Annotated in this window: 22 protein-coding genes; 17 read left to right on the top strand and 5 right to left on the bottom strand. The window is 67.4% G+C overall.

What is annotated here, in order from left to right; translation table 11 throughout:
• Position 1: 1 nt before the first annotated feature.
• The 3 genes from gmk to ACRDNQ_RS06505 are packed head-to-tail and all read left to right on the top strand — an operon-like array spanning position 2 to position 2,341.
• On the top strand, positions 2 to 640 hold the full coding sequence (gmk, locus tag ACRDNQ_RS06515) for a guanylate kinase (protein WP_431827854.1): 639 nt from the start codon (positions 2 to 4) through the stop codon (positions 638 to 640).
• Entirely contained in the window at positions 637 to 1,158 is a 522-nt protein-coding gene (locus ACRDNQ_RS06510; protein ID WP_431827818.1) for a gamma carbonic anhydrase family protein, read from the top strand. The genes gmk and ACRDNQ_RS06510 overlap by 4 nt, the downstream gene beginning before the upstream one ends.
• Before the next feature lies 1 nt (position 1,159).
• The gene (locus ACRDNQ_RS06505; protein WP_431827817.1) at positions 1,160 to 2,341 is read left to right on the top strand and encodes a trans-sulfuration enzyme family protein; all 1,182 of its coding nucleotides are present in this window, start codon (positions 1,160 to 1,162) and stop codon (positions 2,339 to 2,341) included.
• Here ACRDNQ_RS06505 and ACRDNQ_RS06500 read toward each other — a convergent pair.
• Positions 2,338 to 2,745 carry a hypothetical protein gene (locus ACRDNQ_RS06500; protein WP_431827816.1) on the bottom strand — a complete coding sequence of 136 codons (408 nt, stop codon included), beginning with the start codon at positions 2,743 to 2,745 and terminating at the stop codon, positions 2,338 to 2,340. The two genes, ACRDNQ_RS06505 and ACRDNQ_RS06500, sit on opposite strands and share 4 nt — an antisense overlap.
• Positions 2,746 to 3,110: 365 nt before the next feature.
• Here ACRDNQ_RS06500 and ACRDNQ_RS06495 point away from each other — a divergent pair, with 365 nt between their 5' ends.
• The 7 genes from ACRDNQ_RS06495 to phoB all read left to right on the top strand — a co-directional run bounded on the left by ACRDNQ_RS06495 (position 3,111) and on the right by phoB (position 10,555).
• Positions 3,111 to 4,211 (top strand): sensor histidine kinase, encoded by a 1,101-nt coding sequence (locus ACRDNQ_RS06495; protein WP_431827815.1) that lies wholly within the window; start codon positions 3,111 to 3,113, stop codon positions 4,209 to 4,211.
• Between the two features lie 138 nt (positions 4,212 to 4,349).
• On the top strand, positions 4,350 to 5,390 hold the full coding sequence (locus ACRDNQ_RS06490; protein WP_431827814.1) for a substrate-binding domain-containing protein: 1,041 nt from the start codon (positions 4,350 to 4,352) through the stop codon (positions 5,388 to 5,390).
• An 88-nt stretch (positions 5,391 to 5,478) separates the two neighbouring features.
• Positions 5,479 to 6,963, top strand: a complete 1,485-nt coding sequence (pstC, locus tag ACRDNQ_RS06485) for a phosphate ABC transporter permease subunit PstC (protein ID WP_431827813.1) — start codon at positions 5,479 to 5,481, stop codon at positions 6,961 to 6,963.
• On the top strand, positions 6,960 to 8,318 hold the full coding sequence (gene pstA, locus ACRDNQ_RS06480) for a phosphate ABC transporter permease PstA (RefSeq protein ID WP_431827812.1): 1,359 nt from the start codon (positions 6,960 to 6,962) through the stop codon (positions 8,316 to 8,318). The genes pstC and pstA overlap by 4 nt, the downstream gene beginning before the upstream one ends.
• A 51-nt stretch (positions 8,319 to 8,369) precedes the next feature.
• Entirely contained in the window at positions 8,370 to 9,131 is a 762-nt protein-coding gene (gene pstB, locus ACRDNQ_RS06475) for a phosphate ABC transporter ATP-binding protein PstB (protein ID WP_431827811.1), read from the top strand.
• 15 nt (positions 9,132 to 9,146) lie between these two features.
• Positions 9,147 to 9,866, top strand: coding sequence for a phosphate signaling complex protein PhoU (gene phoU / locus ACRDNQ_RS06470; protein ID WP_431827810.1), 720 nt, complete (start codon positions 9,147 to 9,149; stop codon positions 9,864 to 9,866).
• On the top strand, positions 9,866 to 10,555 hold the full coding sequence (phoB, locus tag ACRDNQ_RS06465) for a phosphate regulon transcriptional regulator PhoB (RefSeq protein WP_431827809.1): 690 nt from the start codon (positions 9,866 to 9,868) through the stop codon (positions 10,553 to 10,555). Before phoU ends, phoB begins: the two co-directional genes overlap by 1 nt.
• Positions 10,556 to 10,633: 78 nt before the next feature.
• Here the strand turns inward: phoB and ACRDNQ_RS06460 are convergent, their stop codons facing one another.
• Positions 10,634 to 11,863: an NAD(P)/FAD-dependent oxidoreductase gene (locus ACRDNQ_RS06460; protein WP_431827808.1), complete on the bottom strand. Its 1,230-nt coding sequence runs from the start codon at positions 11,861 to 11,863 to the stop codon at positions 10,634 to 10,636.
• A gap of 87 nt (positions 11,864 to 11,950) precedes the next feature.
• On the opposite strand from ACRDNQ_RS06460, the gene aroQ reads away from it, so the two are divergent.
• Entirely contained in the window at positions 11,951 to 12,391 is a 441-nt protein-coding gene (gene aroQ, locus ACRDNQ_RS06455; RefSeq protein WP_431827807.1) for a type II 3-dehydroquinate dehydratase, read from the top strand.
• Between the two features lies 1 nt (position 12,392).
• On the top strand, positions 12,393 to 13,139 hold the full coding sequence (locus ACRDNQ_RS06450) for a LuxR family transcriptional regulator (RefSeq protein ID WP_431827806.1): 747 nt from the start codon (positions 12,393 to 12,395) through the stop codon (positions 13,137 to 13,139).
• 475 nt (positions 13,140 to 13,614) lie between these two features.
• Here ACRDNQ_RS06450 and tsf read toward each other — a convergent pair whose 3' ends face one another.
• Complete coding sequence (gene tsf / locus ACRDNQ_RS06445; protein ID WP_431827805.1) at positions 13,615 to 14,511, bottom strand: translation elongation factor Ts; 897 nt, start codon at positions 14,509 to 14,511, stop codon at positions 13,615 to 13,617.
• A gap of 79 nt (positions 14,512 to 14,590) precedes the next feature.
• Positions 14,591 to 15,379, bottom strand: coding sequence for a 30S ribosomal protein S2 (gene rpsB / locus ACRDNQ_RS06440; protein WP_431827804.1), 789 nt, complete (start codon positions 15,377 to 15,379; stop codon positions 14,591 to 14,593).
• A gap of 194 nt (positions 15,380 to 15,573) precedes the next feature.
• Here rpsB and ACRDNQ_RS06435 point away from each other — a divergent pair, with 194 nt between their 5' ends.
• The 5 genes from ACRDNQ_RS06435 to ACRDNQ_RS06415 all read left to right on the top strand — a co-directional run bounded on the left by ACRDNQ_RS06435 (position 15,574) and on the right by ACRDNQ_RS06415 (position 18,870).
• Positions 15,574 to 15,804, top strand: a complete 231-nt coding sequence (locus ACRDNQ_RS06435; protein WP_431827803.1) for a putative hemolysin — start codon at positions 15,574 to 15,576, stop codon at positions 15,802 to 15,804.
• 117 nt (positions 15,805 to 15,921) lie between these two features.
• The gene (locus ACRDNQ_RS06430; RefSeq protein ID WP_431827802.1) at positions 15,922 to 16,815 is read left to right on the top strand and encodes a PfkB family carbohydrate kinase; all 894 of its coding nucleotides are present in this window, start codon (positions 15,922 to 15,924) and stop codon (positions 16,813 to 16,815) included.
• On the top strand, positions 16,812 to 17,732 hold the full coding sequence (locus tag ACRDNQ_RS06425) for a pseudouridine-5'-phosphate glycosidase (protein ID WP_431827801.1): 921 nt from the start codon (positions 16,812 to 16,814) through the stop codon (positions 17,730 to 17,732). Before ACRDNQ_RS06430 ends, ACRDNQ_RS06425 begins: the two co-directional genes overlap by 4 nt.
• A gap of 88 nt (positions 17,733 to 17,820) precedes the next feature.
• A complete protein-coding gene (locus ACRDNQ_RS06420) occupies positions 17,821 to 18,546 on the top strand; it encodes a DUF502 domain-containing protein (RefSeq protein WP_431827800.1) in 726 nt (241 codons plus the stop codon).
• 129 nt (positions 18,547 to 18,675) lie between these two features.
• Positions 18,676 to 18,870: a hypothetical protein gene (locus tag ACRDNQ_RS06415; RefSeq protein ID WP_431827799.1), complete on the top strand. Its 195-nt coding sequence runs from the start codon at positions 18,676 to 18,678 to the stop codon at positions 18,868 to 18,870.
• Between the two features lie 107 nt (positions 18,871 to 18,977).
• Here the strand turns inward: ACRDNQ_RS06415 and ACRDNQ_RS06410 are convergent, their stop codons facing one another.
• Positions 18,978 to 19,751 (bottom strand): 3-hydroxybutyrate dehydrogenase, encoded by a 774-nt coding sequence (locus ACRDNQ_RS06410; RefSeq protein ID WP_431827798.1) that lies wholly within the window; start codon positions 19,749 to 19,751, stop codon positions 18,978 to 18,980.
• Positions 19,752 to 19,853 lie beyond the last annotated feature (102 nt).

Here is a 19,853-nt window from a genome sequence, read left to right as displayed (position 1 = left end):
GATGCAGCGGCGGGGCCTTCTGATCATCCTGTCGTCACCTTCGGGGGCCGGCAAATCGACGCTGGCCAAGCGCCTGCGCGCCTGGGACCCGACGATCCGCTTTTCGGTCTCGGCCACCACGCGCGCGCCCCGCCCGGGCGAGGTCGACGGGCGCGAATATCACTTCGTATCGGAGGCCGAATTCAAGCGCATGGTGCGCGACGGCGAGATGCTGGAACACGCCCATGTCTTCGGGAATTTCTACGGCTCGCCCGTGGCCCCCGTGCAGGGCGCGATCGAGGCCGGGGCGGATGTCCTGTTCGACATCGACTGGCAGGGGGCGCAGCAGATCCAGAAAAGCGCGCTGGCCAACCATGTCCTGTCGATCTTCCTTCTGCCGCCCTCGATCATCGAACTGCGCCGCCGGCTGGTCAGCCGCGGGCAGGACGCGCCCGAGGTGATCGCCCGGCGCATGCAGCGCAGCTGGGACGAGATCAGCCATTGGGACGCCTACAGCTATGTGCTGATCAATGACGACCTCGACCGGACCGAGGACAAGCTGCGGACCATCGTCGCGGCCGAACGCCTGAAGGCGACGCAGCAGCCGGGCCTGATCGACCACGTCCGCAGCCTTCAGACCGAGTTCGAGGATCTGTCATGACGCTTTACGCCCTGGGCAACCTGCGCCCGACCGTCGATCCCGACGCCTGGGTGGCGCCCGACGCCAATGTCATCGGCCGCGTGATCCTGGGCGCGCGCGTGTCGGTCTGGTTCGCCGCGACGCTGCGCGGCGACAACGAACCGATCACGGTGGGCGAGGGGACGAACCTTCAGGAAAACACCGTCTGCCATACCGACATGGGGTTCCCGCTGACCATCGGGCGCAACTGCACCATCGGCCACAAGGCGATGCTGCACGGCTGCACCATCGGCGACGAGACGCTGATCGGCATGGGCGCCACGATCCTGAACGGCGCAAAGATCGGCCGGAACTGCCTGATCGGCGCGGGTGCGCTGGTCACCGAAGGCAAGGAGATCCCCGATTTCTCGCTGGTGATGGGGGCGCCCGGGCGTGTCGTCCGCACCCTGGACGAAGCGGCGGCCGCGAAGCTGCGCGCCTCGGCGCTGCACTATCAGGACAACGCCGCGCGCTTCCGGGCCGACCTCAGGGCGCTTTAGGATGACGCGCAGGTCCCCCCCGCGCGGCGCCTGGCCCGACAGCGCCAGCCGGCCGCTTCTGACGCCGATCCAGCCCTCGGTCGTCTATGCGACCGGCGCGCCGGACGATCTGGACGCGATCTATGAAGGCCGGGCGCAGGGCTTCACCTATGCACGCGAAGGCCATCCGAACGCGGTGGCCCTGGCCCGGCGGATCGACGCGATGGAAGGCGCCCAGGACGGTCTGGTGGTGGGCTCGGGGATGGCGGCGGTGACGGCGGCGCTTCTTGGCGCGCTGAAGGCCGGCGATCACGTGCTGGGGGGCGACCAGCTTTACGGGCGCACGCTGCGGCTTTTCTCCGAGACGCTGCCCGGGCTTGGCATCGCGACCTCGACCGCCGACGCGACCGACGCGGCGGCGATGGCGGCGGCGATCCGGCCCGAGACGCGGATGATCCTGATCGAGGTCGTGTCGAACCCGACCATCCGCGTGGCCGACGTGGCCGGGATCGCGCGGCTGGCGCGGGATCGCGGCCTGCTTCTGGCCATCGACAACACCTTCACCACGCCACGGGCCTTCCGGCCCTTCGACCATGGCGCCGACATCGTGATCCATTCGGTGACCAAACTGCTGGCGGGGCATTCGGACGCCACGCTGGGCTACGTCGCGGCGCGCGACGCCGACCTGCGGGCGCGGATCGCCACGCTGGCGGTGACGACGGGTCTGACCGCCAGCCCCTTCGACTGCTGGCTGGCCGAGCGCGGGCTGTTCACCTTCGACCTGCGCTATGACCGGGCCGAGGCGAACGCCGCCGCGCTGGCCGACACGCTTGCCCGATTGCCGGGGGTCCGGCGCGTGCTGTATCCCACGCGCGCCGATCATCCCGACCACAACCGCGCGGCCGCGCTGCTGGGCGGGCACGGATCGCACATGGTCAGCTTCGAGATCGCCGGCGGCCGGGCCGAGGCCAACGCACTGGTGCGCGCGGCCGAGGGAATCGCCTTCGCGCCGACGCTGGGCGACGTGGCCACGACGCTGTCGCATCCGGCAAGCTCGTCGCACCGGGGCCTGACGCCCGAGCGGCGCGCCGACCTGGGCATGGGCGAAGGGTTCTTCCGCGTTTCGGCCGGATGCGAGCCGACCGACGCGCTGTGCGAGGCCTTCGCGCGGGCCGTCGAAGGATCGGGCGCGGCGGCGGTCTAGTGCGTCAGGCTCGACCGGGGCGGCATCACGATCACGTCGAAATCAAGCCCCGGGCACAGGCCGGCGATCTCGCGGCGGATCATCTCGGGGTCGGGCAGATGCTCGGCGATGGCGCGGTAGCGGCCCTTGAAGCCCAGTGCATGAAGGACCTGCGAAAGGTCGATGCAGTCGAACCCGCGCGCCAGAAGCGGCGACAGCACCAGCGTCGGTGCCATGACCTGGAACAGCTCGGGCGTCACCGATCCGAAGTCGGTGAAGGCAAGCCTGCTGTCGGCGGGAATGTCGCCCCCGTGGCGGCGCCACTCTTCGATATCGCCCACCGCCAGAACGGTCGGCAGTTCCCTGTTCTCTGACGCGGGGCCAGCGCCCGCCTCCGGCCCAAGACCGAGATCCTGCCGTTTCATGCGTTGGTCCACCCGAACGGATGCATGACATCCTCCTTCAGCTTCGCCGGACCAGCCCCGTCCGGCCTGTCAACACGCACACTTCCCGATTACAAATATAAGGCGAGTAAACTTGTATGAACATCCCCTTTTGCGCGACTGGCGCCAGATGTGTCACATCGCCACGACAGGGGGGCGGGCGCCGCCCGCGGACTGCCGAATTCCTGTGCAGACTGGCGGCGAACGCGGCGTCGGTTTACTTCCCACCCGGGCTGGCGCAGGGTGCGGCATCCGCGACATGACCTGCGGCAGGTGCCCAAGGCGGAGGGCGGCGTCGGGGCGGGGTGGACGGGTCCGGACGGCGGACCGACGCGCGCGAGGGTGTGATGGAGGCTTCCTTTCTGAACGCGATCCCGATCCCGTCCGTGCTGGTGGGCGCGGACGAGCGGCTGCGCAAGCTCAACGCGCCGGCCGAACGGCTGTTCGGGCCGTCCCTTACAGGGCGCCACTACATCACCGGTCTGCGCCAGCCCGCGCTTCTTGACGCGGTCGAGACCGCGCTTCGTCTGGGACGGCCGGCCGAGGCGATCTTCCTGTCGAGCGAAGCCTCGCGCGAGATGACGTGGCGCGCCACCGCCGCGCCGGTGCGGCTTGAATTGGGCGGGCAGGGGGTGCTGGTGACCTTCCTCGACACCACCCCCATGCGCGAGGCCGACCAGATGCGGCGCGACTTCGTGGCCAACGTCAGCCACGAACTGCGCACGCCGCTGACCGCGCTTCTGGGCTTCATCGAGACTCTGAAGGGCGCGGCCCGCGACGATGCCGCCGCGCGCGAGCGCTTCTTGGGAATCATGGAGCGCGAGGCCGAGCGGATGAACCGGCTGGTGAAGGACCTTCTGTCGTTGAGCCGGGTCGAAGAGGCCGAGCGGATGCGCCCGACCGATCCGGTCGACATCACCGCGCTTGTCGCGTCCGTGGCGCTGACGCTGGCGCCGATGGCGCGCACGCAGGACGTCACCCTGCGGGTCGAAGGTCTGCCCGAGCCGGTCGACGTTCCGGGTGACGAGGACCAGCTTCTGCAGGTCCTGACCAATCTTCTGGAGAACGCCATCAAGTACAGCGGCGCAGGGGCATCGGTCACGGTGTCGCTGGCGCGCTCGGACCATGACGTCGTGCTGCGCGCGCCGTCCGTCACGATCTCGGTCGTCGACACCGGGGAAGGGATCGACCCCGTCCATATCCCGCGCCTGACCGAACGCTTCTACCGCGTCGACAGCCACCGGTCGCGCGAACTGGGCGGGACCGGGCTGGGCCTTGCCATCGTCAAGCACATCGTGAACCGGCACCGCGGGCGGATGCGGATCGAAAGCGAACCGGGCAAGGGCAGCGCCTTCACCGTCATCCTGCCGCTTGCGGCATCGGCGGGTCCGGGCGCGCCGGGCGCGTCGGTCGGGCCGGTGCGGCCGGACGCGGCGGCGGGGACCTGACCCACGCCGCCGCCCGGAGACGGGATGTGTCATAAAACTGTTACCAACCTGTCACAAAAGCATAGCCGCGTGGGCCTAAGGCCGTCGCGGGGGGCTGCCGAACGCCGCCCGCAGAAACCGAATCAGGAGCTGATCCACATGACCTTCGTGAAACTGACCGCCTCGACCCTGGCGATCGCCGCAGTTTCCGCCACTGCTGCCTCTGCCCGTGACCAGGTTCAGGTCGCCGGGTCCTCGACCGTGCTGCCCTACGCCTCGATCGTCGCCGAAGCCTTCGGCGAGAACTTCGACTTCCCGACGCCGGTCGTCGAATCGGGCGGCTCGTCGGCGGGCCTCAAGCGCTTCTGCGAAGGCCTGGGCGAGACCACGATCGACATCGCCAACTCGTCCCGCCCGATCCGCGAAGGCGAAGTCGCCGAATGCGCCGCGAACGGCGTGACCGACATCATCGAAGTTCGCATCGGCTACGACGGGATCGTGTTCGCCAGCCAGATCAACGGCCCGGCCTTCACCACCTTCACCCCCGAGCAGTGGTACAAGGCGCTTGCCGCCGAGCACTTCGTCGACGGCGCGCTGGTGCCGAACACCTTCACCACCTGGGACCAGGTCGACCCGGCGCTTCCGGCGGTCGAGATCGCGGCCTTCATCCCGGGCACCAAACACGGCACCCGTGAAGTCTTCGAAGAGAAGGTGATCCTTGCCGGCTGCGAGGAAGGCGGCCACATGCAGGCCATGCTCGACGGCGGCGTCGACGAGGACACCGCCGAGGCCAAGTGCATGGCGATCCGCACCGACGGCAAGTCGGTCGACATCGACGGCGACTACACCGAGACGCTGGCGCGCATCGACGCGAACCCCAACGGGGTCGGTGTCTTCGGTCTCGCGTTCTACGAGAACAACACCGACAAGCTGAAGGTCGCCACGATGGGCGGCGTCGCGCCGACCGTCGAGACGATCTCGTCCGGCGAATACCCGGTCTCGCGTCCGCTGTTCTTCTACATCAAGAAGGCCCATATCGGCGTGATCCCCGGCCTGCAGGAATTCGCCGAGTTCTTCATCTCGGACGAAATCGCCGGCCCGGACGGCCCGCTTGCCGCCTACGGTCTTGTCGCCGACCCGGCGCTGCCGGAAACCCAGGCGGCCGTCGCCGCGGGCGAGGTGATGGGCTCGTCGATGTGAGCCGCTGACGCTGCCGGCGCGGCCCTTCGCGGGGCCGCGCCACACCGCGTCCGGTGACGGCGCGAAACGACCCTGGGGGAACTGGTCCATGCCGCCGCTTATCTGGCTTCTCGCGATCGTCGCCGTGCTGGCGCTTGTCGGCTATTTCATGGGGCGCAACCGTGCTCTGGCGCGGGCGGGCGGCGATATCCGGGGGCTGCATTCGCTTCCCTCCTACTACGGCGCCAACGTCGCGCTGACGGTGCTGACCCCCGCGCTTGGCCTGCTGGCCCTGTGGCTTCTGGTCCAGCCCGTGCTGATCGAGGCGCGCGTCGCGGGACTGATCCCCGACAGCGCCATCGCCGATACCTCGACCCGCGATCTGGTGATGAGCGACGTGCGCCGGGTGGCCAACGGCCTTGACGTGGCCGTCGCCCGCGGCGCGCTGTCCGCGGATGAGGCGCGCGGGATGGACGCCGACGCCACGAACGTGCGCGAGACGCTGGGGCAGGTGGGCGTGGCGCTTGGTTCGGACGTGGGGCCCGAGGTTCTGGTCGCCGCGCAAAGCTATCGGGTGCTGTCGAACACCGGCACGACGCTGATGTGGGCGGCCGTCCTTGCCGTCGCCCTTGGCGGTTTCGCGGTGTCCTACCGCCTGACCGCGCCCGACTTCCGCGCCCGCAACGTGGTCGAACGCGGCATCCTGGCGATCCTGATCGTCGCCGCCTCGATCGCGATCCTGACGACGCTGGGGATCGTGCTGTCGATGCTGTTCGAGACCCGGAACTTCTTCCAGCAGTATCCCTGGCAAAGCTTCTTCTTCGGCCTCGAATGGTCGCCCGACTTCCGCGGCAACTCGAGCCTCGGGATCGTCCCGCTGCTGTGGGGCACGCTCTTCATCTCGTTCATCGCGCTGCTCGTGGCGGTGCCGATCGGGCTTTTCGCCGCGATCTACCTGTCGGAATATGCCGGCCCCCGGATGCGCGCCGTGGCCAAGCCGATGATCGAGATTCTCGCCGGTATCCCGACGATCGTCTATGGCCTTTTCGCGCTGATCACCGTGGGTCCGATGCTGCGCGACTACTTCGCCCAGCCGCTGGGTCTTGGGCAAAGCTCGTCCTCGGTCATGACCGCGGGGCTTGTCATGGGGGTGATGCTGATCCCCTTCGTCAGCTCGCTGTCCGACGACATCATCAACGCGGTGCCCCAAGCGATGCGCGACGGCTCGCTCGGGCTTGGCGCCACCCATTCCGAGACGATCCGCCAGGTCGTGCTGCCCGCGGCACTTCCGGGCATCGTCGGTGCGATCCTGCTGGCGGCCTCGCGCGCCATCGGTGAGACGATGATCGTGGTGCTGGGGGCAGGGGCGGCGGCCGCGCAGTTCAACCAGGGGCTCGGGCCGCTGGTCAACCCGTTCGAGGCGATGACGACGGTGACGGTGAAGATTGTCAGCCAGCTGACCGGCGACACCGATTTCTCAAGCCCCGAGACCCTTGTCGCCTTCGCGCTTGGCCTGACGCTGTTCGTCATCACGCTGGGGCTGAACGTGCTGGCGCTCTACATCGTGCGCCGCTACCGGGAGCAGTACGAATGACCGACGCCACCGTTCCTGTGCCGGCCGCGCCGGACGCGCCGCGCAAGGGCTCGCTGCTTGAGCTTGACGAACGCACGCGCCGGCGCAACGCCGCCGAGAAGCGCTTCAAGGTCTACGGGATGATCGCCGTTGGCATCGGCCTTGGCGCGCTGATCCTGCTTCTGACGTCGATCCTCAGCCAGGGCCTGCCGGCCTTCCAGCAGACCTTCGTGCAGCTTGACGTGACGCTGACCGAAGAGCGGCTCGACAAGTCGGGCAACCGCGATCCGGCAGAGTTGGCGAAGGTGTCGACCTTCGGCTACGCGCCGCTGATCGAAGAGGCGATGGCCGCCAAGTTGGCCGCACTGGGCATCGCGATCGAGGGCCTGACGCCCAAGGACGCCGGCGGCATCATCTCGAACGAGGCGCCGGCACAGCTGCGCAACTTCGTCCTTGCCAACCCCGAAGCGATCGGCAGCACGATCAGCTTCGAGTTCCTCGCCAATGCCCGGATCGACGGCTATCTGAAGGGCCGGGTCAGCATGGAATCGGCCCAGCTCGACAGCCAGGTCAGCCCCCAGCAACTTGAGCTGGCGAACGCCCTGCGCGACGCCGGCACGCTGGAAAAGCGCTTCAACTGGGGCTTCATCACCAGCCCGGACGCCTCCGAGAACCGGCCCGAGGCCTCGGGCCTTGGCGTGGCGATCATCGGGTCGTTCTACATGATGATCATCGTGCTCTGCCTGTCGCTGCCGATCGGGGTCGCGGCGTCGATCTATCTTGAGGAATTCGCCCCCAAGAACCGCTTTACCGACCTGATCGAGGTCAACATCTCGAACCTTGCCGCGGTGCCGTCGATCGTCTTCGGGATCCTCGGCCTTGCGATCTTCATCAACTTCGCGGGCCTGCCGCAGTCGGCGCCCGTCGTGGGCGGCCTGGTGCTGACGCTGATGACGCTGCCGACGATCATCATCGCCACCCGCGCCTCGCTCAAGGCGGTGCCGCCCTCGATCCGCGAGGCCGCGCTGGGGGTCGGGGCCTCGAAGATGCAGACGGTCTTCCACCATGTCCTGCCGCTGGCCGCGCCGGGCATCCTGACCGGCACGATCATCGGTCTGGCCCAGGCCCTGGGCGAAACCGCGCCGCTTCTGCTGATCGGGATGGTGGCCTTCGTGCGCGAGTTTCCGGCCGCCCCGCCCGAAGGCTTCTTCGACCCGGCCTCGGCCCTGCCGGTGCAGGTCTTCAACTGGACTCAGCGCGCCGATCCGGCCTTCGTCGAGCGCGCCTCGGGGGCCATCATCGTGCTTCTGGTGTTTCTCGTGGTAATGAACGCCATCGCGATCATCCTGCGCCGCCGCTTCGAGCGCCGCTGGTAGGGAAGGGACCGTGCCATGAACGACATGCGGACAATCGAAAGAACGAAGCAGATGAACGACACCAAGGTCTCGGCCCGCAACGTGCAGGTCTATTACGGCGACACCCACGCGTTGAAGGACGTCTCGGTCGATATCGAGGACAAGACCGTCACCGCCTTCATCGGCCCGTCGGGCTGCGGCAAGTCGACCTTCCTGCGCTGCATCAACCGGATGAACGACACGATCCCGATCGCCCGGGTGGAAGGCACGATCACGCTGGACGGCGAGAACATCTATGACCCCAAGGTCGACCCGGTGCAGCTTCGCGCCAAGGTGGGCATGGTGTTCCAGAAGCCCAACCCCTTTCCCAAGTCGATCTACGACAACATCGCCTATGGCCCGCGCATTCATGGCCTGGCGCGCAGCAAGGCCGATCTGGACGAGATCGTCGAACGTTCGCTGCGCCGGGGCGCGATCTGGGACGAGGTCAAGGACCGCCTGGCCGAGCCCGGCACGGGCCTGTCGGGCGGCCAGCAGCAGCGCCTGTGCATCGCGCGGGCCGTCGCGACCGAACCCGAGGTCCTTCTGATGGACGAACCCTGTTCCGCGCTGGACCCGATCGCCACCGCGCAGGTCGAGGAACTGATCGACGAACTGCGCCAGAACTATTCGGTGGTGATCGTGACGCATTCGATGCAGCAGGCCGCGCGCGTCAGCCAGAAGACCGCGTTCTTCCATCTCGGTCATCTCGTCGAATACGGCGAGACCGGACAGATCTTCACCAATCCCGAGGATCCGCGCACCGAATCCTACATCACCGGACGGATCGGCTAGGGCAGGGCAGCACACATGAGCGAACAACACATCCAGTCTGCCTTCGATCGCGATCTCGAGTCGATCCAGGCGCTGATCATGAAGATGGGCGGCCTCGTGGAGGCGCAGATCCTGAACGCCGCGAAGGCGCTCGAGACGCGGGACGAGGAACTTGCCAAGCAGGTGCGCGACGGCGACAAGCCGATCGACGCGCTGGAAGAGCAGGTCAACGAAGAAGCCGCGCGCCTGATCGCCCTGCGCGCGCCCACGGCATCGGACCTGCGCATGGTGCTGACCGTGCTGAAGGTCGCCACCAATCTGGAACGCTGCGGCGACTATGCCAAGAACATCGCCAAGCGCACCGGCGTGCTGATCCAGATGCAGCCTGTCGAAGGCTCGGCCAAGTCGCTGCGCCGCATGGCGCGCGAGGTCGAGTTGATGATGAAGGACGCGCTGGACGCCTATATCCAGCGCGACCTGGTGCTGGCCCAGCAGGTGCGGATGCGCGACGCCGACGTCGACCAGATGTACAACGCGCTCTTCCGCGAGTTCCTGACCTTCATGATGGAGGACCCGCGCAACATCACCGGCTGCATGCACCTGCACTTCATCGCCAAGAACATCGAACGGATGGGCGATCACGTCACCTCGATCGCCGAGCAGGTGATCTATCTGGTGACCGGCGACTATCCCGAGGAAGCCCGTCCCAAGGACGACCGCACGCCCTACGAGACGCTCGACAAGGGGCGCGTGTGATGTCGGCCGACCAGCCCCGGGTCCTCGTCGTCGAGGACGAGCCCGCACAGCGCGAGGTGCTGGCCTACAACCTCGAGGCCGAGGGCTTCAGCGTCGCCAAGGCAGAAAACGGCGACGAGGCGCTGCTGCTGTTCGAGGAAAACCAGCCCGACGTCGTGGTGCTGGACTGGATGCTGCCCGGCGTCTCGGGGATCGAGGTCTGCCGGCGGCTCAAGTCGAAGCCGGAATCGCGCGCGGTGCCGATCATCATGCTGTCGGCGCGCTCGGAAGAGGTCGACCGGGTGAGGGGGCTGGAAACCGGCGCCGACGACTATGTCGTCAAACCCTATTCCGTGGTCGAACTGATGGCCCGCGTCCGCAGCCAGTTGCGCCGCACGCGACCGGCCACGGTGGGACAACGGCTGGAATACGGCGACATCGTCCTTGATTCGGAAACGCACAAGGTCACGCGCGGCGAAAAGCCGGTGAAGCTGGGGCCGACCGAATTTCGACTTCTGTCGACCTTCATGGAAAAGCCCGGCCGCGTCTGGTCGCGCGAGCAGCTTTTGGATCGCGTCTGGGGCCGCGACATCTATGTCGACACGCGCACGGTCGACGTCCACATCGGGCGACTGCGCAAGGCGCTGTGCCAGCACGGGGGCGAGGACCCGGTGCGCACCGTCCGGGGGGCCGGATACGCCCTGGGATGAGGGGTCATCTCCGGGCAATCTGAAAGTCGCATAATCTGTATTATGTAAAATACGGATATACCCGGGCCGGACAGGCACTTACACGATGGTCTGTTCCAGAAACGGTGTCCCGCTCAGGATGCGCTCGGGTCCAAGGTCGGACAGATCGAGGGTCCTGTACCCCCCGTCGACAATCAGTTCCGCCACGGCGCGGCCCATGGCCGGCGCCTGCTGCAGTCCGTGGCCGGAAAAGCCGTTCATCAGGATCAGGTTCGGGCATGACGGCCAGCGGCCGACGATGGCGTTTTGATCCAGCGTGTTGAAGGCGTAATGCCCGGCCCAGGCGCGGATCACGCGCGCTTCGTCGAAGTCCGGCATGCGCCGCCAGATCCGCTCCCAGATCACGTCCTCGAACAGATGCCAATCGGGCCCGAAGTCCTGCGGATCCGCCGGACCGTCTTCCTGCGGCACGGTCGCGGTCAGCCAGTGCCGGCCCTCGGGACGCGCGTAGTAGCCCTGGTGGTCGATCAGCAGCGGCGCGTCCGCGTGCCGCGCCCTTGGCGCATCGACGACGAAAACCGTGCGTTTGCGTGGCTCTACCGGGATATCTTCACCGAAGGAACGCAACAGCCTGGCCGCTGCCGTGCCCGAGGCGTTGACCAGTGTGCCGCAGTCCAGCCGCAGGCCCGATGCCAGCACCGCGCCCTCGATCCGGTCGCCCGCGCGCACCAGCGCCGTCACGCGGTCTTCGATGAACACCGCCCCCTGCGCGCGCGCCGCACGCCGCAAGAGGTCGTGCAGGCCCATGTTGTCGAACCAGCCTTCATCGCGGGGCCCCCAGGACCCACGCGTGACATCGTCGGTCGCAAGATAGGGAAAACGCGCGGCGATCTCGTCGGGTGACAGAAGCTGCGTCGCCGCGCCCTCGGCCTGCTGCATCGCCGCAAGATCGGCCATGCGCGCGGCCGCTTCGGCCGTTCCGGCCAGGAAGAGATAGCCGTTTTCCTGAAGATGAACCCGATCCGGGACGTCAGGAAGATCAAGGAAATCCCGGATATACTTCAGAAAATGGATGCCGAAGGCCGAGACGCGGACATTCACGGGGTTGCTGAACTGAAGCCGGATCGAGGCCACCGACAGGGCGGTCGAACTGTGCGTCAGCGCCGGGTCGGGTTCCACGACGCAGACGCGCCCCGCCCCGGCCTTCGTCAGCCAGAAGGCGGCCGAGACGCCCATGATGCCGCCGCCCGCAATGACAACGTCCCACCGATCGTTCATCGCCCGCGCGTCCTGCCGTTCCTCGTGGCTTCCCGAAGTGCTTGGTATCATGCGCGCAACAATCGGAAAGGGAATTCTCGACCTCTCTCGACAGGTCCGGCTTCGGTTTGTAATGCGTTGCAATCAGGGGATTTCACAATGACGTCTATTCTGGTTCTCAACGGGCCTAACCTCAATCTGCTGGGCACTCGTCAGCCCGAGGTCTATGGCGCGACCACCCTGTCGGAGATCGAAGACGCCTGCCGCGCCGAGGCCGCGTCGCTGGGCGTGGCGCTTGAGGTTCTGCAGTCGAACCACGAAGGCGCGCTGATAGATGCGATCCATGCCGCGCGCGGGCGCCATGACGGGATCGTGCTGAACGCCGGCGCCTATACGCATACCTCGATCGCCCTGCGCGACGCGATCGCGTCGGTTGCGATCCCGGTGATCGAACTGCACCTGTCGAACATCCATGCGCGCGAGGCGTTCCGCCATGTCTCGCATATCGCTCCGGTCGCGCTTGGCCAGATCTGCGGCCTTGGGGCGGCGGGCTATCCACTGGCGGTGCGGGCCATGGCGGTGCATCTGGGAGCGGCCTGAGATGCCGCTGGCCTATATCGATCGCGCGATCGGGTCGCGCTCGGTCGAAGAGGTCTGGACCCTTCTGACCGAGAAACTCCGGACATACGGCTTCGACCGGCTGCTTTATGGCTTCACGCGCAACATGACGACGTTCGGGCTGGGTGGGCCGGGCGACTTCATGATCCTGTCGACCCACACGCCCGAGTATACCAAGCGCTTCATCGACGACCGGCTTTACTTCGACGCCCCCATGTTCAACTGGGCGCTGCGCAACACCGGCGCCTGTTCATGGAGCTGGGTCGAACGGAATTTTGACGCGCTTTCCGAGCGCGAGCGCGAGGTCGTCGCCTTCAACCGCCAGATGGGGGTCACCGCCGGCTATACGATCAGCTTCCACGACCAGAAAGTGCGCAACCGCGCGGGTCTTGGACTGACGGCGAAACCGGGCCTGACGCAGGCCGATGTGGACGCACTTTGGCAACGATGCGGCCACGAGATCCACGTCATGTGCCAGGTGACGCACCTGGTCTTCACCACCCTGCCCTACACGCCTCCGGGCCGCGCGCTGACGGCGCGCCAGCGCGAAGTTCTGGAATGGGTGGGCGACGGCAAGACCACGCAGGATATCTCGGCGATCATGGGAATCTCGGCCGCGACGATCGAGAAGCACCTGCGCCTCGCGCGCGAGGCGCTGGACGTCGAAACCACCGCGCAGGCGGTGCTCAAGGCTTCGTTCCAGAACCAGCTTTACGCCGTCCAGGGCTAGGCGCCGGCGTGCGGCGGCGCATCGGCCGTCGATCACGGTGACGTTAGGTAAGGATTCCCCGACTTTCCTGACGAAAGATTAATGCGCATGATGTGTGTGTTCCGTGAGTGGTGGCGTTAGCCTAGGAACAAGCCCTCCGCAACAGCCCGCGATATCGGGTGCAACAGGAGGGGACCGGGAAACCGGACCGTCGGTTCAGGGGCGTATTTTTCCGTTGCCTGGACCGGCACACAGACCTGCCGGGTCGGCGCTTTCTCATCCCCAATGGGCGCGGCCGGGCATGGCGAGGCGGCCCCATACGCCTTGCCTCCTCAAACGGTGCTCAGTCACGAGTGAGGGGCGGCCCCGGTGCAAGCCGGGGCCGCGTTTCGTGCCGGTGGCGCGGTTTCGCGCCGTCCTCCCGCGGAAACGAAAACGGGCGGGCCCGAAGGTCCGCCCGCCCCGCCGGACCACTGGCCCGGATGTCTTGCGCGTGTCAGCCCTGGGCGACCTTGGCCACCTCAGCGGCGAAGTCCTCTTCCTTCTTCTCGATGCCTTCGCCCACGGCCATGCGCACGAAGCCCGTGATCTCGACGCCCGCATCCTTCGCGGCCTGCGCGACGGTGATGTCGGGATTCATCACGAACTTCTGGCCAAGAAGTGTGACCTCTTCGAGGAACTTCTTCATCCGACCGGGGATGATGTTGTTGTGGATCACCGCGTCGGGCTTCGGCTTCGACGATTCGGCGTTCTCTTCCAGCGCCTTCTGCGTCTGCACCTCGCGCTCGCGCTCGACGATCGCGGGATCGAGGTCGGCCTCGCCCAGCGACATCGGCGCGGTCGCGGCGATGTGCATCGCAAGCTGCTTGCCGATGCCGGCGTCGGCACCCTTCAGCGCGACCAGGACGCCGATCTTGCCAAGGCCGTCGGCGGCCGCGTTGTGGACATAGGCGGCGACGCTTTCGCCCTCGACCGAGGCCATGCGGCGCAGGGTCATGTTCTCGCCGATCGTGGCGATGGCGGCGGTCAGCGTGTCCTCGACGGTCTTGCCGCCCACGTGGGCGGCCTTCAGCGCGTCAAGGTCGCCGGCGGCCATCGCGGCATCGGTGATGCTGCGGACAAGCGCCTGGAAGTCGGCGTTCTTCGCCACGAAGTCGGTTTCCGAGTTCACTTCCACGGCGACGCCCCGGCCGCCCTTGACCATCACGCCCACCAGCCCTTCGGCGGCGACGCGGTCGGCCTTCTTGGCGGCCTTCGCAAGGCCCTTGGTGCGCAGCCAGTCGACGGCGGCTTCCATGTCGCCATCGGTTTCGGTCAGCGCCTTCTTGGCGTCCATCATTCCCGCGCCGGTCATGTCGCGGAGTTCTTTCACCTGTGCAGCGGTGATTGCCATCTCGGCTCTCCTCAGGTCTTGAAAGGATGAGGGGCGCGGGAATTCCCCGCGCCCGGTGCAGGCGTCGTGACGGTCCGGGTTACTCGGCCGTCGCGGTCACGTCCTCGGCGGTCGCCTCGGCCAGCGCCTCTTCGACGGCGGCTTCTTCCAGCGCGCCGATGTCGATGCCGGCCGCGCCCATCTGGGCGCTCATCCCGTCAAGCACGGCGCGCGCGGCGAGATCGCAGTAAAGCGCGATGGCGCGGGCGGCGTCGTCGTTGCCGGGGATGATATAGTCGATGCCCGCGGGCGAGCAGTTCGTGTCGACGACCGCGACCACGGGGATGCCAAGCTTCCGGGCCTCGAGGATCGCAAGGTCTTCCTTGTTCACGTCGATGACGAACAGAAGGTCGGGCACGCCGCCCATCTCACGGATCCCGCCAAGCGAGGCCTGAAGCTTGGCCTGCTCGCGCTCCATCCCGAGGCGTTCCTTCTTGGTCAGGCCCTCGAAGCCCTGCGCGGTCTGTTCGTCGATCTGCTTGAGACGGCTGATCGACTGCGACACGGTCTTCCAGTTGGTCAGCGTGCCGCCCAGCCAGCGGTGGTTCATGTAGTACTGCGCGCACTTCTCGGCGGCTTCGGCGATCGGCTTCTGCGCCTGACGCTTGGTGCCGACGAAAAGAATGCGTCCGCCCTTGGCGGCGGTCTCGCGCAGGACGTTGAGCGCGGCGTCCAGCATCGGGACGGTCTGCGTCAGGTCGATGATGTGGATGCCGTTGCGGTCGCCGTAGATGAACGGCTCCATGCGGGGGTTCCAGCGCTGGGTCTGGTGGCCGAAGTGAACGCCAGCTTCCAGAAGCTGACGCAGATTGAACTCGGGGAGCGCCATGTCGTTTCCTTTCCGGTTTGCGCCTCGGCAGAGCGTCAGAGGTTGCCCTCAACCGGCGGACCTGCGGGGATGTCTCCCCCGCAAGGCCCAAGCCCTGCCTGTGAAGTGAGCGCGCGTCTAAGCCATCGCACGGCAAATGACAAGGGCCGCCCGAGACGTTAGGCAGGGATATCGCCCTGCACAGGAGACCACCCATGAAATCCCCGACCATCCTCTTGCCGCTTGCCCTTGCCGGGGCGTCCGCCTGCTCGGTGCAAAGCGACCAGGCCGAGCTGGCCAATCCCGCCGCGACCTTCTGCGTCGCGCAGGGCGGCACCTACGCCCTGAGCCAGCCCGATGGAAGCGGCGGCACCTGCACCCTTCCCGACGGGAGCGTCGTCGACGTCTGGGATTACTACCGCGCCAACGCGTCGACCGGCGGCTGACGCCTGTCCACCCGGCCCGCGCGTCAGGTGTCGGCCAAGGGTGTGTCAGACGCCGGGGCGTGCCGCGGGCGGCGATTGAGCCTTGCAGCGCGCGGCCGGTCGGGCAACATGCGCGCCATGACGGCGCGTCCCGACATCCTGTGCATCGGATCGGTCCTGTGGGACGTGATCGGGCGTGCCCCGGCGGTGATGCGGGTGGGATCGGACGTGCCCGGGCGGATCACGCGTATTCCGGGCGGAGTGGCGATGAACATCGCCATGGCGCTCAAGCGGTTCGGCCAGCGCCCCGCCCTTCTGACCGCCATCGGGCAAGACGAGGAAGGACACGACCTTGTCGCGGCCGCCCGCGCGCATGGCCTGATCACCGACTATGTCTATCGCTCGGACGACCTGCCCACCGATGTCTACATGGCGATCGAGGGGGCGAACGGCCTGGTGGCGGCAATTGCCGACGCCCATTCGCTTGAGGCGGCGGGCGCGAAGATCCTCCGCCCGCTCGAGGACGGTCGGCTGGGCAGCGCGGTCGCGCCCTTCGCCGGCTCCGTGGCCCTTGACGGCAACCTGACCATCGGACTGCTGGCCGAGGTCGCCGAAAGCCCGCTGCTGGCACGGGCCGACCTGCGGGTGGCGCCGGCCTCGCCCGGCAAGGCCGACCGGCTGCAGCCGCTTTTGTCCGCGCCGCACGCGACGCTTTACGTGAACCTCGAGGAAGCGAACATCCTGACCCATGCCCGCCACGAAACGGCGCCCGCGGCGGCCGAGGCGCTGGTCGCTGCGGGCGCGGCGCGGGTGCTGGTGACCGATGGCGGCGCGCTGGCCGCCGAGGCCGGCCCCAACGGCCTGCTGACCGCGCGTCCACCCGAGGTGCTGGTGACGCGCGTCACCGGGGCGGGCGATACGTTCATGGCCGCGCATATCGCGGCCGAAGCCGCGGGCGAAGGTCCGCAAGAGGCGCTTCAAGCTGCCCTGGCCGCAGCCGCTGCCTATGTCTCGGGGGGTGTTCCGTCATGACCATCGATATCGTCCATTCGCCCGAGGTGGCCGAGGCGCGCGCCGGGGGCAAGCCGATCGTCGCGCTCGAATCGACGATCATCACCCACGGCATGCCCTATCCCGACAACCTCGAGACCGCGCGCGCGGTCGAGGCGGCGGTGCGCGGGGCGGGCGCGGTGCCGGCGACGGTCGCGGTCATGGACGGGCGGCTGCACGTCGGGCTTGTCGACGCGGGCCTCGAGGCGCTGGCCAGGGCGCGGCGGGTGGCGAAGCTCTCGCGCGCGGATCTTGCGGTGTGCCTGGCGCGCGGCGGCACCGGGGCCACCACGGTCGCCGCCACGATGATCGCGGCCGCGCAGGCCGGAATCGCTGTCTTCGCCACCGGCGGGATCGGCGGGGTCCACCGCGGGGCCGAGGAAAGCTTCGACATCTCGGCCGACCTGCGCGAACTGGCGGAAACGCCGGTGACCGTCATCGCTGCCGGCGCCAAGGCGATCCTTGACCTGCCCAAGACGCTGGAAGTCCTTGAAACCTATGGCGTTCCGGTCATCGCCTACGGTCAGGACGAGTTCCCTGCCTTCTGGTCGCGCGGATCGGGGATTGCGGCCCCCCTGCGCATGGACACCCCCGCCGAGATCGCGGCCGCGCACCGCATGCGCGCGGCGCTGGGTCTGCCGGGCGGACAGCTCGTCGCCAATCCGATCCCGGCCGAGGCCGAGATCCGGCGCGAGACGTTGCAGCCCCTGATCCGCCGGGCGCAGGCCGATGCGGAGATGGCTGGAATCACCGGCAAGGCGGTCACGCCCTATCTTCTGCAACGCCTTTACGAGCTGACCGACGGGGCTTCGCTTCGGGCCAATATCGCGCTTGTGCTCAACAATGCGCGCCTTGCGGCGGCCATTGCGTCCGAACTTGCACGGGATCGCGGACGATGATCGCCCTGACGGCCCGGCACGTGGCGAAGCTGTTGTCGCGGGCCGACGGAATGCCTAGATTCGACGTGGCAAGACGGAACACCCTGCCATGACCGGCCTTCTGGACGACCACAACGAACCGAAGCGGCGACGCACCCTTCTGGGCAGTCTGCGCGCGAGCTTTCTGACCGGTCTTGTGGTGATCGTTCCCATCGCCGTGACGATCTGGCTGGTCTGGACCGTCGTCGGCTGGATCGACGGCTGGGTGCTGCCGCTGATCCCGCACACCTACCGGCCCGAACAATACATCGGCATCAACCTGCGCGGCGTCGGCGTCGTTATCTTCCTGATCTTCACGGTGATGGTGGGATGGCTGGCCAAGGGCCTTATCGGGCGGTCGTTGATCGGCTGGGCCGAGGGGCTTGTGGACCGGATGCCGATCGTGCGCTCGGTCTACAACGGCCTGAAACAGATCGCCGAGACGGTCTTCGCCCAGACCGAGACCAGCTTCGACAAGGCCTGCCTTGTCCAGTATCCCCGCCCCGGCATCTGGGCGATCGCCTTCATCTCGACCAATGCGAAGGGCGAGATCGCGCGCCAGATTCCCGTCGACAGTGAAATCGTGTCGGTCTTCCTGCCAACCACGCCGAACCCGACGTCCGGGTTCCTGCTCTATGTGCCCCGCTCGGACCTGATCGAACTGACCATGAGCGTCGAGGACGCCGCCAAGCTGATCATTTCGGCCGGTCTCGTCTATCCAGCGGGCACCGACGGCCCCGCGATCGAGACCACGCCCGTCACCGGGCCCGCCCCGGCCGAGCGCGCCGCGGAATAGCCACGCCTGACGAAAGCGGGCGCTGTATCAATAACGCAACAAGGCGTTAACTCCATCACAGTTCCCGATTGCTGCGCGCGCCGGTGAGGGCTAGAGAGAAATTCGCAATCTAACCACACAGGTGCAACTATGACCCTCATCAAGAATACCGCGATCGCCCTCGCCGCCGTCGCAACGATGTCCACCGCTGCCTACGCCGGCGGCATGTCGGAGCCCGTCATGGAGCCCGAGATCATCGTCGAAGAATCGACCGGCACCGGTGGCGCCTGGATCGTTCCGGTGATCGTGCTCGCTCTCGTGGCCGCCGTCGCGATGGCCGACTGAGCCAACGACCCTTCCGGGAAACCGGATGCAGACGGCCCCCTTCGCGGGGCCGTTTTGCTTTTTGGGGCTTTGTGTCCGGGTGTCCGGTTGTCCGGGGGCGGCCGTGCCTAAAGGGCGGTCCAGCCACCGTCGACGCTGATCGTGGTGCCGGTGATCTGCGCCGCCGAATCCGAGCACAGGAAAACCGTGGTCCCGCCGATCTGTTCGACCGTGGCGAACTGCTTCGAGGGCTGGCGTGCCAGCATCACCTCGCGCACCACGGTTTCGCGATCCATGCCATGCGTCTTCATCTGGTCGGGGATCTGCGCCTCGACCAGCGGCGTCAGGACGTAGCCCGGACAGATCGCGTTCGCGGTGATCGGCTCTTCCGCGGTCTCGAGCGCGGTGGTCTTGGTCAGCCCGACGATCCCGTGCTTGGCCGCGACATAGGCCGACTTGTAGGGCGAGGCGGTCAGGCCGTGGGCCGACGCGATGTTGATCACCCTGCCCCAGCCCGCCTTGCGCATCATCGGCAGCGCCGCGGCCGTGGTGTGGAAGGCCGAGGTCAGGTTGATCGCGATGATCGCGTCCCATTTCGCGACCGGGAAGGCGTCGATCGGCGCGACGTGCTGGATGCCCGCGTTGTTCACCAGGATGTCGCAGGCCCCGGCCGCCTCGACCAGGGCGCGGCACGCGTCGCCCTTCGACATGTCGGCCGCGACATAGCGCGCGTTGACCCCGGTCTCGGCGGCGATCCGAAGCGCGATCGCGTGGTCCTCGTCACGGTCGGTGAAGCTGTTCAGCACCACGTCGGCGCCGGCGCGGGCAAGTTCCCAGGCGATGCCCAGACCGATCCCCGAATTCGATCCGGTGATGACGGCTGTCTTTCCGCTCAGTGACATCGGGGCCCTCCGGTTTCGTTTCGCCCGAAGCATACATGCTGCGGGTGCGAAGGAAAGGCCCGGCGGCCGCTGCGCCCGCGCGATGGACGGCCCGACGGCGCG

Origin of the sequence: Saliniferula longa, assembly GCF_050789285.1 — a bacterium.
Taxonomy (GTDB): Bacteria; Pseudomonadota; Alphaproteobacteria; order Rhodobacterales; family Rhodobacteraceae; genus CAVPWP01.
This window is presented reverse-complemented; position numbering and strand designations above follow the sequence as displayed.